11 protein-coding genes are annotated in these 14811 nt (G+C 49.7%); 6 read left to right on the top strand and 5 right to left on the bottom strand.

Going from position 1 to position 14811, the window contains the following annotated elements:
* Nucleotides 1–148 precede the first annotated feature (148 nt).
* The 3 genes from Q1M25_RS04080 to Q1M25_RS04070 are packed head-to-tail and all read left to right on the top strand — an operon-like array spanning nt 149 to nt 6103.
* The gene (locus tag Q1M25_RS04080; RefSeq protein ID WP_293203154.1) at nt 149–1417 is read left to right on the top strand and encodes an efflux RND transporter periplasmic adaptor subunit; all 1269 of its coding nucleotides are present in this window, start codon (nt 149–151) and stop codon (nt 1415–1417) included.
* Between the two features lie 11 nt (nt 1418–1428).
* Nucleotides 1429–4641: an efflux RND transporter permease subunit gene (locus Q1M25_RS04075; protein ID WP_300482066.1), complete on the top strand. Its 3213-nt coding sequence runs from the start codon at nt 1429–1431 to the stop codon at nt 4639–4641.
* Between the two features lie 55 nt (nt 4642–4696).
* Complete coding sequence (locus tag Q1M25_RS04070; RefSeq protein WP_107849056.1) at nt 4697–6103, top strand: efflux transporter outer membrane subunit; 1407 nt, start codon at nt 4697–4699, stop codon at nt 6101–6103.
* A gap of 74 nt (nt 6104–6177) precedes the next feature.
* Here the strand turns inward: Q1M25_RS04070 and Q1M25_RS04065 are convergent, their stop codons facing one another.
* Complete coding sequence (locus Q1M25_RS04065) at nt 6178–7515, bottom strand: GTPase/DUF3482 domain-containing protein (protein WP_300482062.1); 1338 nt, start codon at nt 7513–7515, stop codon at nt 6178–6180.
* A gap of 575 nt (nt 7516–8090) precedes the next feature.
* Nucleotides 8091–8552, bottom strand: coding sequence for a winged helix-turn-helix transcriptional regulator (locus Q1M25_RS04060; RefSeq protein WP_003747450.1), 462 nt, complete (start codon nt 8550–8552; stop codon nt 8091–8093).
* Nucleotides 8553–8767: 215 nt separating this feature from the next.
* Between Q1M25_RS04060 and alr the strand changes: the two genes are divergently transcribed.
* Nucleotides 8768–9826 carry an alanine racemase gene (gene alr, locus Q1M25_RS04055; RefSeq protein ID WP_300482059.1) on the top strand — a complete coding sequence of 353 codons (1059 nt, stop codon included), beginning with the start codon at nt 8768–8770 and terminating at the stop codon, nt 9824–9826.
* A 59-nt stretch (nt 9827–9885) separates the two neighbouring features.
* Here alr and Q1M25_RS04050 read toward each other — a convergent pair whose 3' ends face one another.
* Entirely contained in the window at nt 9886–10629 is a 744-nt protein-coding gene (locus tag Q1M25_RS04050) for a pseudouridine synthase (protein ID WP_004520512.1), read from the bottom strand.
* Between the two features lie 337 nt (nt 10630–10966).
* Here Q1M25_RS04050 and Q1M25_RS04045 point away from each other — a divergent pair, with 337 nt between their 5' ends.
* Both Q1M25_RS04045 and Q1M25_RS04040 read left to right on the top strand, forming a co-directional pair.
* Nucleotides 10967–13048: a carbon starvation CstA family protein gene (locus Q1M25_RS04045; RefSeq protein ID WP_300482055.1), complete on the top strand. Its 2082-nt coding sequence runs from the start codon at nt 10967–10969 to the stop codon at nt 13046–13048.
* Nucleotides 13038–13232 carry a YbdD/YjiX family protein gene (locus Q1M25_RS04040; protein WP_128581713.1) on the top strand — a complete coding sequence of 65 codons (195 nt, stop codon included), beginning with the start codon at nt 13038–13040 and terminating at the stop codon, nt 13230–13232. The genes Q1M25_RS04045 and Q1M25_RS04040 overlap by 11 nt, the downstream gene beginning before the upstream one ends.
* Before the next feature lie 117 nt (nt 13233–13349).
* Here Q1M25_RS04040 and Q1M25_RS04035 read toward each other — a convergent pair whose 3' ends face one another.
* Nucleotides 13350–13640, bottom strand: coding sequence for a chaperone modulator CbpM (locus Q1M25_RS04035; protein ID WP_300482051.1), 291 nt, complete (start codon nt 13638–13640; stop codon nt 13350–13352).
* A gap of 15 nt (nt 13641–13655) precedes the next feature.
* Nucleotides 13656–14615 carry a DnaJ C-terminal domain-containing protein gene (locus tag Q1M25_RS04030; RefSeq protein WP_063068882.1) on the bottom strand — a complete coding sequence of 320 codons (960 nt, stop codon included), beginning with the start codon at nt 14613–14615 and terminating at the stop codon, nt 13656–13658.
* Between the last annotated feature and the right edge of the window lie 196 nt (nt 14616–14811).

Raw genomic sequence — 14811 nt, 5'->3', positions numbered from 1 at the left:
TCAATACTTGATAGTGTTTCTCAGCACTATATAATATAATCAGCCTGTTTTTTTATAAAAGCAGGCAATTTCTGTTTGTGAAATATGAGATTAAAGTAATCAATTTTTAATTAGTCAAACCCTTATTTATCATAGAGATAGGAAAATTATGGCTCTTTATGCTTCTAAAATGATGCGTGTCGCGGCAATTGCAGCAGCTACTGCGTTGGCGCTTTCCGCTTGCGGCAAAGGCGATGAAAAAGCAGCCGGCCAACAGGCGCAAGGCAGTCAGCAACAGCAAAAACAACCTGCGCCTGAAGTCCGTGTGGTTACTGTGCATCCGGAAACCGTTGCATTGACAACCGAATTGCCGGGCCGTCTGGAATCGTTGCGTACTGCCGAAGTTCGCGCCCAAGTCGGCGGTATTCTGCAAAAACGCCTGTTCCAAGAGGGCAGCTATGTGCAAGCCGGTCAGCCTTTGTACCAAATCGACAGCTCAACTTATGAAGCAAACTTAGAAAGCGCACGCGCCCAGTTGGCGAGTGCGCAAGCTACTTTGGCTAAAGCGAATGCCGACTTAGCCCGCTACAAACCGCTGGTTGCCGCCGATGCCATCAGCCAACAAGAATATGATGCGGCCGTAACGGCCAAGCGTTCGGCAGAGGCAGGCGTCAAATCCGCTCAAGCAGCCATCAAATCTGCCGGTATCAGCCTGAACCGCTCCCGCATTACTGCGCCGATTTCCGGCTTTATCGGTCAATCTAAAGTTTCTGAAGGTACGCTGCTGAATTCCGGCGATACCACTGTTTTGGCCACCATCCAACAAACCAATCCGATGTATGTCAATGTTACCCAGTCTGCCAGTGAGGTCATGAAACTGCGTCAACAGGTTGCCGAAGGCAAATTGTTGGCGGCAAACGGCGCGATTGCAGTGGATATCAAATTTGACGACGGTACGGTTTACCCTGAAAAAGGCCGTCTGCTGTTTGCAGATCCGACTGTCAACGAAACGACCGGTCAAATTACCTTGCGCGCCGCCATTCCTAACGACAGAAATATCTTGATGCCGGGCTTGTATGTACGCGTGTTGATGGAACAAGTGGCAGTGGATAATGCATTTGTAGTGCCGCAGCAAGCAGTTACCCGCGGTTCGCAAGATACGGTGATGGTGGTGAATGACAAGAGCGAAATGGAAGCGCGTGTCGTGACCGTTGCCCAACAGCAAGGTAGCAATTGGGTGATTACAGACGGCCTGAAAGACGGCGACAAAGTGATTGTTGAAGGCATCAGCATTGCCGCTATGTCGGGTGCTAAACAGGTAACGCCGAAAGAATGGACGCCGCCTGCAAGCGCTGCGGCAGCAACAACGGCAGTTTCAGACGGCCAAGCTGCATCCGAGGCCAAGCCTGAAGCTAAAGCTGCATCTGAAGCCAAATAAGGAACGCGTGAATGTCTAAGTTTTTTATTGACCGCCCCATCTTTGCATGGGTTATTGCGATTTTTATCATCGCAGCGGGTATTTTCGGCATTCAAAAACTGCCGATTTCCCAATATCCGTCCGTTGCTGCACCGACTATTACTTTGCGCGCTACTTATCCGGGCGCTTCGGCTCAGGTAATGGAAGACAGCGTACTGGCCGTTATCGAACGTAATATGTACGGTGTGGAAGGTTTGGACTATATGACGACTTCTGCCGACTCCAGCGGCAGCGGCAGCGTCAGTCTGACGTTTACACCGGAAACCAATGAAGATTTGGCGCAGGTGGACGTGCAGAACAAGTTGTCGGAAGTGTTGTCCACATTGCCGTCTACCGTACAGCAGTATGGTGTAACCGTATCTAAAGCGCGTTCCAACTTCTTGCAAGTGGTGATGCTTTCTTCTGAAAAGCAATCCATTGAGGAAATGAACGATTACGCCCAGCGCAATATCATTCCTGAACTGCAGCGTATCGACGGGGTAGGGCAGGTACAATTGTTTGGTGCGCAACGCGCCATGCGTATTTGGGTTGACCCGAAAAAACTGCAAAACTACAACCTGTCTTTTGCAACGGTAACCAACGCACTGGCTACTCAAAATATCCAAATTTCTGCAGGTTCTATCGGCTCTTTGCCGGCGGCTGCAGGTCAGACTATTTCAGCAACTGTGACGGCGCAAGGTCAGCTGAGCACTGCTGAAGAGTTTGGCAACATCATTTTGGTATCCAATACCGATGGTTCTAATGTCTATCTGAAAGACGTTGCCAAAGTCAGCTTGGGTATGCAGGACTATTCTTCTTCCACCCGTTTGAACGGCGTCAACACTACCGGTATGGCAGTGATGCTGTCTAACAGCGGTAACGCTTTGGCAACGGCGACTGCCGTGAAAGAAAAAATGGCGGTTTTGCAGAAGTATTTTCCAGACGGCATGAGCTGGAAAGTTCCCTACGATACTTCCAAATTTGTGGAAATTTCGATTGAGAAAGTGATCCATACGCTTTTGGAAGCCATCGTATTGGTATTCTTGGTGATGTATCTCTTCCTGCAAAACATCCGCTATACGTTGATTCCGACCATTGTTGTGCCGATTTCCCTGTTGGGCGGTTTTGCCTTCATCTCATACATGGGTATGTCGATTAACGTATTGACCATGTTTGCGATGGTATTGGTGATCGGTATCGTGGTCGATGACGCGATTGTGGTCGTTGAAAACGTTGAGCGTATTATGGTGAGCGAAGGTCTGTCGCCTAAGGCTGCAACCAAAAAAGCGATGGGTCAGATTTCCGGCGCGGTGATCGGTATTACTGCCGTGTTGATGTCCGTATTTGTTCCGCTGGCAATGTTTAGCGGCGCGACCGGTAACATTTACAAACAGTTCGCCTTGACCATGGCGGCATCTATCGGCTTCTCCGCATTCCTTGCTTTGACGCTGACTCCGGCATTGTGTGCCACCATGCTCAAGCCGATTCAGAATGGTCATCACGAAGAGAAAAAAGGTTTCTTCGGTTGGTTTAACAAGAAATTCGACAACTGGACACACGGCTACGAAGGCTGGGTAGCCAAAGTCTTGCGCAAGACTTTGCGCATGATGGTTGTCTATATCGGTTTGACTGTTGTGGGCGTATTCCTGTTTATGCGTCTGCCGACTTCCTTCTTGCCGACTGAAGACCAAGGTAACTTGATGTTGAGCGTACAGCTGCCTGCCGGCGCGACCAAAGAGCGTACCGATGCAACTTTGGCTCAAATCACTCAACTGGCGAAATCTGTACCTGAGATCGAGAACATTGTTACCGTTTCCGGCTTTAGTTTTAGCGGTTCCGGCCAAAACATGGCTTTGGGCTTTGTCATTCTGAAAGACTGGAGCGAACGTACTGCTCCGGGCAGCGATGCGACTTCTATTTCCGGTAAGTTGACCGGCATGATGATGGCTACGCTGAAAGACGGTTTCGGTTTGGCGATTGTGCCTCCTGCCATTATGGAATTGGGTACAGGCTCCGGCTTGACGATTTACCTGCAAGACCGTAACAACAGCGGCCATGCTGCATTGTTGGCCAAGCGCAATGAGCTGATTGACAAAATGCGCAAAAGCGGTTTGTTTAACCCAAGTACCGTTCGTGCGAGCGGTTTGGAAGATGCGCCGCAGTTGAAAATCGACATCAATCGCTCTGCCGCAGCTGCACAAGGTATTTCGTTCTCTGACATCCGTACTGCTTTGGCTTCTTCTTTGGGTTCGTTTTATGTAAACGACTTCCCGAATCAAGGCCGTCTGCAACGCGTGATGGTACAAGCTGATGCGAGTGCCCGTATGCAGCCTGCCGATATTCTGAACTTGACCGTGCCGAATAAATCCGGTGTTGCCGTACCGCTTTCTACCATTGCTACTGTTTCTTGGGTAAACGGTATGGAACAAAGCGTCCGCTTCAATGGTTATCCTGCAATGGAGCTTTCCGGCTCGCCTGTTAATGGCGTGTCTTCCGGTCAAGCCATGGCTGCGGTACAGCAAATGGTTGATGAAATGGGCGGCGGTTACAGTTTGGAATGGGGCGGTCAGTCTCGTGAAGAGGCCAAAGGCAGCTCGCAAACAGTCATGTTGTACGCATTGGCCGCTGCCGCTGTATTCTTGGTATTGGCTGCTTTGTACGAAAGCTGGTCTATCCCGTTGGCGGTTATCCTTGTGATTCCGTTGGGCTTGATTGGCGCGGCATTGGGCGTGACCGGCCGCAACATGTTTGAAGCGCTGCTGGGCAGTATTCCGGCATACGCCAACGATATCTACTTCCAAGTCGGTTTCGTTACGGTGATGGGTTTGAGTGCGAAAAACGCGATTTTGATTATCGAATTTGCCAAAGACCTGCAAGCGCAAGGCAAGAGCGCGCTTGAAGCTGCGCTTGCCGCCGCACACCTGCGTTTCCGTCCGATTATCATGACCTCGTTCGCCTTCATCTTGGGCGTGGTACCGCTTTATGTTGCCAGCGGTGCCAGCTCCGCCAGCCAACGTGCGATTGGTACGACCGTGGTCTGGGGTATGTTGATCGGTACGATTCTGTCTGTGTTCCTTGTGCCTTTGTTCTATGTGGTTGTGCGCAAATTCTTTAAAGAAACCGCACACGAGCATGAGATGGCCGCCAAACACGCCGCTGAAGCCGGCATGATTGAAGACGGTAAACACGATTCAGACAAGCACTAAAGCAAAGGCCGTCTGAAAATTTTCAGACGGCCTCAAAATGCTAAAGGATTCTAAAATGAAGAAGATTACATTCAAACCTGTACTGACCGCCGTTGCCGCCGCTGTGGCTTTGTCGGCCTGTACCATGATGCCGAAATATGAGCAGCCTCAAGTTGCCGTGGCCGATACGTTTAAATACGATACTGTTGACGACGGTATCCGTGCCGCTGAATTGGGTTGGCAAGATTACTTTGCCGATCCGCGCCTTCACCGTCTAATCGACATCGCATTGGAACGCAATACCGATTTGCGTACAGCCGCGCTGAATGCGGAAATCTACCGCAAGCAATATATGATTGCGCGTAATAATTTGTTGCCAACCGTCAATGCCAGCGGTACGGGTTCGCGTCAAGGCAGTTTGAGTGGCGGCAGCGTCAGCAGCCAATACAGCGTGGGTTTGGGCGCAGCCTCTTATGAGCTTGACCTTTTCGGCCGTGTCCGCAGCACCAGCGAAGCCGCGTTGCAAGGTTATTTCAATGTGGCCGCCAACCGCGATGCTGCCCATCTGACCCTGATTTCTACCGTTGCCAAAGCCTATTTTAACGAACGCTACGCTGAAGAAACCATGGCATTGGCTCAACGCGTGTTGCAAACCCGTGAAGCGACGTACAAGCTCTCGCAATTACGCCATAAAGCCGGTGTGATTTCCGCCGTTGATTTGCGTCAACAGGAAGCGTTGATTGAATCGGCCAAAGCCGATTACGCATCCGCGGTAAAAAACCGCGAGCAAGCGCGCAATTCCTTGGCTATGCTGATTAATCAACCTTTGCCCGAAGACTTGCCTGCCGGTCTGCCTTTGAGCAAGCAGTTCAAAATGACCAAACTGCCTGCCGGTTTGAGTTCGGACGTGTTGCTCAACCGTCCGGATATCCGTGCGGCCGAACATGCGCTCAAACAAGCCAATGCCAATATCGGCGCGGCACGTGCGGCCTTCTTCCCACGCATCAGCCTGACCGGTTCGGTCGGTACAGCTTCCGGCGAGTTGAGCGGCCTGTTTAAGAGCGGCACAGGTATTTGGGCTTTTGCACCGTCCATCACCCTGCCTATCTTTGACTGGGGCACAAACAAAGCCAATCTTGACGTAGCCAAACTGCGCCAACAGGCACAAATCGTTGCTTATGAAGCCGCTGTTCAATCTGCATTCAAAGACGTTTCCAATGCGTTGGTTGCACGTGAACAGCTGGATAAAAGCTATGCCGCTTTGAGCAAACAAAGCCGCGCCTACAACGACAGCCTGCGCCTCATCAGCCTGCGCTACAAACATGGCGTATCCAGCGCATTGGATTTGCTGGATGCCGAGCGCAGCAGTTACAGCGCGGATACTGCTCTTTTGGCCAATCAGCTGACCCGTTTGGAAAACCTTGCCGACTTGTATAAAGCACTTGGCGGCGGTTTGAAACGCGAAACCAAAGCTGCTGAATAAATATTTTCCTTCTAAAATCAAAAGGCCGTCTGAAACATTTGGATTTCAGACGGCCTTTTTGTTATGCGGTAATTCTAAGCTTTTAATTTCTCGCTTAAAGTGGCGACATAGGCTGCGCGTTCGTTACGGCTGGCTTCTGGCTGGTGTGTGTTGAGCGAAGACCATTTGCGGTTGCTGCGCGCTTTGTTGAGTTCGCTTGGCAATTTGGCCGCATTCCAGGGCGCTTTGCGTTCTTTTAGCTCGATGTGTGATTGAGCCGCATGGCCGCGCGTTTGTAAGACGTGCAACAAATCCAGTGCGCGTGCGGCGAGCAGGGTAAGGGTTTCCGGATCGGTATGCAGGGTTTGCCTGCCGTTGATTTTGTCGGTGATGTCTTGGGCATTGGGCAAAATGCCGCCCAACAGGCCGCCGATGGCCGTACCCAAACCAAGTGAGCCGCCAAGCGTGGCAATATCCAAGCCTAAGCCGATGAGTACACCTGCGGTTGCGCCGGTACCGGTACGGATGCCGTAATGTTTGAGCAACTCGCTGTCAAACGGATCTTGTTTGAAGGCTTTGGGCATCCATGTGCTGTCGCTGCCGACTTCGTAATGATAGAAGCGGTAAAGTGTGAACAGGCGTTGTTGCATTTGCCTCTCGAGTTGGCGGATTTCCGATTGCATGACTTCCAACGTCGGGGTAGGGTCGTCGTTTTCGGCAATTTCTTGGGTGAATGCGGCGGCATCCAGCAGAAAATCGGCAATTTCACGGCGCGCTTCCGTATCCAGCCGTTGCCACTCGCGACGGCGCATATTGATGAGGCGGTCGAGGATGTCGCGCTTAGGTAACATGGTGGCAAGGTTGTCCCACAATCGGATTTCGCCTTCAAAGTCAAACGCAACGGTATCGAAACCGGCGTAAACATGCAGGTTTCTGCGGGCGAGCATATTGGTCCAAGCGGTCAGGTCTTGATTTTGGGTGAAGTTGAACACAGGCATGATGGGCTTGGCGCACCAAGACAAAATGGTCAGCTCGTCTTTGTATTTGTTAAGGACGGGCTCCCGTGCATCGATGACATACATGGCCATGTCGCTTTGTATGACTTGGCGCAGCACTTTGGCCTCTTGGTTGAATTCGTGATGCGCTTCATGGTTGCTGAGGAATTGCTGAATGCGTTCGATACCGTCATCGCGTGCGGATGTGTGGGTTTCCAGCCAGTCCAACACGCCGCCGGCATCTTCGAGACCGGGGGTGTCGTAGAGGCAAACCAAGCTGTCGTCGCCATCGTTGATGAGGGCTTCTTCGACATGGCGCGTGGTCGAGGGCGCATTTTTTACTTCGCCGAAGGTGCTGTCGCGCAAAAGCGTGCGTAAGAGTGAGGTTTTACCTGTGTTGGTATGGCCGACGACGGCAAGGGAAAGTGGGGTGGTCATGGTCGTGGGTTGGGACGGATATGGGCTATGAATGTGTGAGTATGGGGCTGTTTGCCTGTAGTGGCAATATGTGTTTCAGACGGCCCTAAATTTTCTTTATATATGGGCGAAAATAGCCAGAAAAAGAGGGGAATAGCGGATTTGTTGTTTTTTGGCAAAATGCTTGAAAATAGGTAGGAAAACAGTTGACAGTCGGGTAGAAGGCTAGGATAATTCGCGCCGTTGAGTTGCTTGATGCAGCTTGATTTTTCTCCTCTATTTCTCCTTTGTAGACTTGGCGCATATCGAAACGGTATGCGCATTTTTTTGTCTATATTGAAACATGATTACATTTAAGTTCTGTAAATTGGATAATTAAGAAACTTTACAAGAAAAATACTTGCACGGTTGAATCTCTTGTTGCATAATTCGTTCCGTTAGCTGGTTCGAGTAGTCAGTTAATAGTTTCTCCTCTATTTCTCCTTTGTAGACTTGGCACACATTCTATCGGATGTGTGCATTTTTTTTTGCCTGTTTAAAACAAAGGCCGTCTGAATGTTGTAATATTTCAGACGGCCTCTGTTGGTTGAATGGAATTAGATGTCTAATACTACTTCTTCTTTGACTTCTTCCATTACGACATAGCTGCGGCTTTCGGCTGCTGCCGGCAGTTGCAGCAGGATATTGCCGAGCATATCGCGATAGGCGGACATATTGGGCAGGCGGACTTTGATGAGGTAGTCGTATTCGCCGGAGACCAAGTGGCATTCCAAAATTTGCGGAATCTTCAGCACTTCGCGTTTGAAGTCTTCAAAAATATTGCCGGATTTGGAACGCAGTTTCAGTTCGACAAAGACCAAGAGGCTTTGACCCAAGGCATGAGGATTCAGATGGGCGTGATAGCCGGTGATAAGGTTGTCGCGTTCCAAGCGGCGGACGCGTTCGGTTACCGGCGTAGTGGAGAGGCCGACTTTTTCAGCCAATTCGGTCATGGGGATGCGTGCGTTTTGTTGCAGGAGCTTGAGAATTTTTAAGTCGGTTTTGTCGAGTTCTTTCATGGTCTTGATATCTGTCGTTTTCATTTGGATTGAATCATAACCTTAAAACAGGCTGAGAAGAAGCATAAATGTCTAAAGGCGCGCATGAGGTCTAAATTATGAATAGATTATTCTTGTGTATTTCATGGAATCCTGTGTAGTTTTTGACCTATAATATTTGCTTCAAAGTAATAGGGCAGGCCGTCGAAACGGAATGCCGATAAGAGGAATACATTATGCGTCCGCTCAATGCGCAAATCCGTTTGGATAATTTACGTCAAAATTATCGTTTTCTCAAAGAGTTGCATGGCAATAAATTGTTGGCTGTGATTAAGGCCGATGCTTACGGGCATGGCGCGGTCAGATGCGCACACGCGTTGGCGGATATTGCCGACGGCTTTGCGGTGGCAACGGTAGATGAAGGTGTGGAGCTGCGCCAAAACGGCATTAAAAATCCGATTGTTTTGTTGGAAGGCGTGTTTGAGGCTGCGGAGTATGCGGATGTTGACCGTTATGATTTGTGGCCGGCAATCGGCAGCCAATGGCAACTGGAGGCGTTTGTGCATCATGAGTGGCAACGTCCGACAACCGTATGGCTGAAAATGGACTCGGGTATGCACCGTGCCGGTTTCTTCCCGCATAATTATGCTGCGGCCTATACTGCATTGGAACAATCCGAATCGGTTGGAAATATTGTGAAATTCAGCCATTTTGCCTGCGCGGACGAGCCGGAAAACGGCATGACCGAAATGCAGCTTGAAGCGTTTGATTTGGCGTGTGAGGGTTTGGAAGGCGAAGAGAGCTTGGCCAATTCCGCCGCGATTTTGAACGTGCCTGAAGCGCGCCGCGATTGGGGACGTGCCGGTCTGGCTTTATATGGTATTTCGCCTTTCGGCGGCGTGGATGAGCGTTTGAAACCGGTTATGCGCCTGACTTCCCGCGTTTTCGGCGAGCGCGTGTTGCAACCGCATTCTCCGATTGGCTACGGCGCAACGTTCTACACCAGCAAATCTACCCGTGTCGGTTTGATTGCCTGTGGCTATGCCGACGGTTATCCGCGTCGCGCTTCCACTAATTCTCCTGTGGCGGTGGATGGCAAACGCAGCCGTATTATCGGCAGGGTATCTATGGATATGATTACGGTTGAGCTGGAAGCCTCGAAAGAGGGTTTGGGTGCGGAAGTCGAGCTTTGGGGCGATGTGATTAATATCAATGAAGTTTCCGAAGTTGCCGGTATGATTCCGTACGAAATTCTCTGCAATATCAAACGTGCGAAGTTTACTTATATCGAGTAAGCAGTAAAAGATGAGGCCGTCTGAAATGTGTTTTCAGACGGCCTTTTTATTAGCTGCAATTAAAACGATTCGTCAGCGCGTAAATAACGCCATTTGCCCGGCGGCAGTCTGCCGAGTTTGACTTTGCCCATGCGGATGCGTTTCAAACCAACGACGCGCAGGCCGACCAGTTCGCACATACGGCGGATTTGGCGTTTTTTGCCTTGTCGCAAAATAAAGCGCAACTGGTCTTCGTTTTGCCATTCGACTTTGGCGGGGCGCAATTTTTCTCCATCCAAACTCAAGCCGTGGTTGAGCAGGGCGAGGCCTTTGTCATCCAGTTTGCCACGGACGCGGACGAGGTATTCTTTTTCGCTGCTGCTGTTTTCACCAATCAGTTGCTTGGCAATGCGTCCGTCCTGGGTGAGTACCAACAATCCGACGGAGTCGATATCCAGGCGGCCGGCAGGAGCTAAGCCGAATTTGTGCTTTTCGCTGAAAGGGATACGGCTGTCGTCGCCTTCCCAATGGTTTTCGGCGGTAATGAGTTCTGCGGCGGATTTATAGCCTTTTTCTGCCTGCGCGCTGACGTAGCCGACGGGTTTGTTCAGCAGGATGGTTACGCGCGCTGCTTGTTTTTCATGGGCTTGTTTGTTGAGGTCGATGCGGTCGCGCTCGGTGACTTTTTGACCGAGTACGGCAGTTTGGCCGTTGACTTTGACCCAGCCTTGCTCGATGTAGCTGTCTGCCTCGCGGCGCGAGCATAAGCCCAATTGCGCCATGCGTTTGGAGAGGCGCATGGTTTCGGAATCGTTGTTTTGCATGGTATGGCAATATAGAGAAATGGGAATATGGAATATCGGATTATAGCATTGACCGTTTGTCAGGCCGTCTGAAAACTGAATATTTGGGTTTTCAGACGGCCTTTCGTTTGCTATATGTTAAGGAATATTTGGTTTTGAAGTAAAAAATGAAGGGTATATTGTCTGTTTGTGTTAACCTTACGGACGAACTAATCATTTTGTTTTCAGTCGAATTGGGGTTGAAATGACATTTCACTCACGAAATCATGAAGACTATAATGACTGGTCTTTCTGAAGCGCATTAAGGCAGTTTGTCGCTAAAGCAAGCCTTGGTGCATCACGTTTTAAGGATAAATCAATGAAATCGCTCAAATCATTTTTGATCTGGGGCATTGTGGTTTTGGTAGGCTTGGCCTCCTTTACTACTTTAGCTCTCAGCCGTGGCGAGCAAGTCAGTGCGATTTGGATGGTTACGGCCGCCATTTCGGTATACTGCATTGCCTACCGTTTTTACAGTCTTTACATTGCCAACCGTGTGATGCAGCTTGATCCTAACCGTCTGACTCCGGCAGAACGCCACAATGACGGCTTGGACTATGTTCCCACACATAAAGGCGTACTGTTCGGCCACCACTTTGCTGCTATTGCCGGCGCAGGCCCTTTGGTTGGTCCTGTATTGGCAGCGCAAATGGGTTATTTGCCCGGTACTTTGTGGATTATCTTCGGCGTGGTATTTGCCGGTGCCGTACAGGATATGATGGTACTGTTTGTTTCTATGCGTCGTGACGGTAAGTCTTTGGGCGATATCGTAAAACAAGAACTCGGTACCGTCCCGGGCGTGATTGCATCCATCGGTATTTTGATGATTATGGTCATCATTATGGCAGTGTTGGCGCTGATCGTTGTGAAAGCATTGGTTCACAGCCCTTGGGGTACGTTCACCATCGCAGCAACTATGCCGATTGCCCTGTTTATGGGTATCTACACCCGTTATATCCGTCCGGGTAAAATTGGCGAGATTTCCATCGTCGGCTTTATTTTGCTGATGTTGGCCGTGATTTACGGTGAAGATGTTGCCCGCAGTTCCTTCGGTCACTGGTTCGACCTTGACGGCATTCGGCTGACTTGGGCGATTATGATTTACGGTTTCGTGGCTTCCGTATTGCCGGTTTGGCTCTTGCTGACTCCGCGTGACTATCTGTCTACTTTCCTGAAAATAGGTACGATTGCAGCTTTGGCTTTGGGTATCGTTATTGTTAACCCGACTCTGCAAATGCCTGCAGTTACCCACTTTATTGACGGTTCAGGCCCGGTATTCTCTGGTGCATTGTTCCCATTCTTGTTCATTACCATTGCTTGTGGTGCGGTTTCAGGCTTCCATGCGCTGATTTCTTCAGGTACCACGCCAAAAATGGTGGAAAACGAAACCCACGTCCGCATGATCGGTTACGGTGGCATGATTATGGAAAGCTTTGTGGCCATTATGGCTCTGGCTGCCGCCGCTTCGCTTGATCCAGGCGTGTACTTCGCGATGAACAGCCCGGCCGCGCTGATTGGTACAGATGCCAACACAGCTGCCGAAGTCATCACCACTAAACTGAATTTCTCTGTTGATGCCGCAACTCTGTTGCATACTGCTAAAGAAGTGGGCGAAAACACCATTCTGTCCCGTGCAGGCGGTGCGCCAACCCTTGCAGTCGGTATGGCACACATCATGAGCCGTCTGATTCCGGGTGAAGCCATGATGGCATTCTGGTATCACTTTGCCTTGCTGTTTGAAGCCTTGTTCATCTTGACCGCGGTTGACGCCGGTACACGCGTTGCCCGTTTCATGATTCAAGACTTGGGCAGTATCTTCTACAAACCATTCGGTAATACCGACTCTATCCCTGCCAACTTGGTTGCAACATTCTTTGCCGTGGCATTGTGGGGTTACTTCCTCTATACCGGCGTAACCGACCCTCTGGGTGGTATTAACTCGCTCTGGCCGTTGTTTGGTATCGCCAACCAAATGCTTGCAGGCGTAGCGTTGATTATGTGTACCGTCGTATTGGTGAAAATGAAACGCGACCGCTATGTTTGGGTAACTTTGGTTCCTGCTGTCGGCGTATTGTTTGTAACCTGCTATGCCGGTTTGCAAAAACTGTTTCACAGCGACCCACGCGTCAGCTTCTTGGCTCACGCAGGCAAATACCGCGATGCCTTGGCTTCAGGCAAAGTCCTCGCTCCTGCTAAAGACATTGGCGAAATGTCACAAATCATCTTCAACGACCAAATCAATGCCGGTTTGACCGCTTTGTTCTTGGCAGTTGTCGTGATTGTTGCTGTGTACGGTTTCCGTACCGCCATGAAAGCCCGTAAAGTCGGTTGGCCAACTGCTAAAGAAATTCCAGCAGTGTACCGCGACGGTAAACAGCCGGAGGCTCAAAGTGAAGCATAAGCTTGCCTCTTGGTGGAAAACCATCAAGTTGACAGCGAACTTGATGGCGGGTGTCCCAGATTATGAAAATTACGTTGCCCGTCAACGCAGACATAATCCCGACGCACCGGTCATGACCGAGCTACAATTCCAAGACTACTGCCGAAAACGCCGTTGCGGCAGCAACGGTGGACGCTGTTGTTAATGAAGGCATAAAAAGGCCGTCTGAAAATATTTTCAGACGGCCTTTCATTATGGAATATCAATAAACATCAAAGATTTTGTCTTGTCATCAATATTTAATCGAACAACTTGCCACTATTTACTCTTCTTCGAGCAGTACCAGCGGACGCTTTATTTTTCTGAGCTCTTCCACCTCGTCTAACAGCCGCATAATCAGCCCCAATGCGGGAATGCCGGCTTCAAAATCACGGCTTAAGCGTTGTGCGCGACGGATGCGGGCAAGATGAAAACCACTGAAGGTGCTTTTTTCGGGCGCACCATCGATGCTGATGATGTCTTCTGCTATAAGTTCCAACAGCCAATCACGACGGCAGCGGCTGGCGGCAACGATTTCTTCAAAAGTAAGGGTAATATCGGAGGACTGAATCATAATTTATCCTTTCTCTTATGCTTGTTTCGCGGCAAAGTGTTCGGCCAATTTTTCCCATGCGGCACGGTCGGCTTCGCTCTCTACTGGCGGAACATTAATGCGGATATTGAGATAAAGGTCTCCGGCTTCTTTTGCAGGAATACCTTTGCCTTTGAGGCGGATGCTTTTACCGCTTTGGCTGTTGGCAGGCAGATTGACCTGCAAGCGGCCTGAGGCGGTAGGGACGATGATTTTGCCGCCCAATACGGCTTCCCAAGGTTTGACATCTATTGTTTGATATACGTCTTTCCTGTTTTTGACGTATAAATCAGGTTGGTCGTGGAACTTGATTTTTAAGTACAAGTCACCGTTTTCTCCACCGTTATATCCCGGCAAACCTTGACCGGCCAAACGGATTTGTTGGCCTTCTGCAATGCCTTTGGGGATTTTGACGTTGAGGGTTTTATTTTGATAAACCGCACGTCCGTATTCGTCTAGAGTCGGCACATTCAAAGTCATGCTACGTTCTGCGCCAACATACGCTGCGTAAATATCAATACTCAATTCAGCATGTTGATCCTCGCCTTTTATTGGGCCGCGGGGTTGCTCGGAACGAGTGTGGGATTGGCGGAATGATGAAAACAGATCTTCAAAATTGAAGTCTCCCGCTCCGAACGGTTCGCCTTCATGACGTTCATAGTGGAAGCCGCCACCGTTAAATCCATTGCCAAACGGATTGCCGCCTTGACCGAACGGATTGCCTCCGGCGCTGCGTCCGTAAGGATTAGCCAACATTTCATCGTATTCGGCCCGCTTTTCTTTGTCGGAAAGCGTTTCGTAGGCACGGTTGATTTCTACTGTACGTTCGGCTGCGTCAGGTTCTTTGCTGACATCGGGGTGGTATTTGCGCACCAGTTTTCGGTAGGCTTTTTTGATTTCGGCCTCATCCGCATCTTTGGCAACGCCTAGTATTTCATAATAGTTTTTTTCTGCCATGTTATTCCTTTGACTGTTAATATACAAAATTCTTATGGTATTAATAATTGAGGGTAGGTATTCTAAAATCAAGGGCGTTAGAAATAAAATTCTCTATTTTTGACAATGATTAATGGATAATTTATTTCTTTGTTTCTAGAGAAATAGAAAATATAAAGGCCGTCTGAAATACGGTTTTTCAGACGGCCTTTATCAA

The sequence above is a fragment of the uncultured Neisseria sp. genome (assembly GCF_951230505.1).
Taxonomy (GTDB): Bacteria; Pseudomonadota; Gammaproteobacteria; order Burkholderiales; family Neisseriaceae; genus Neisseria.
This window is presented reverse-complemented; position numbering and strand designations above follow the sequence as displayed.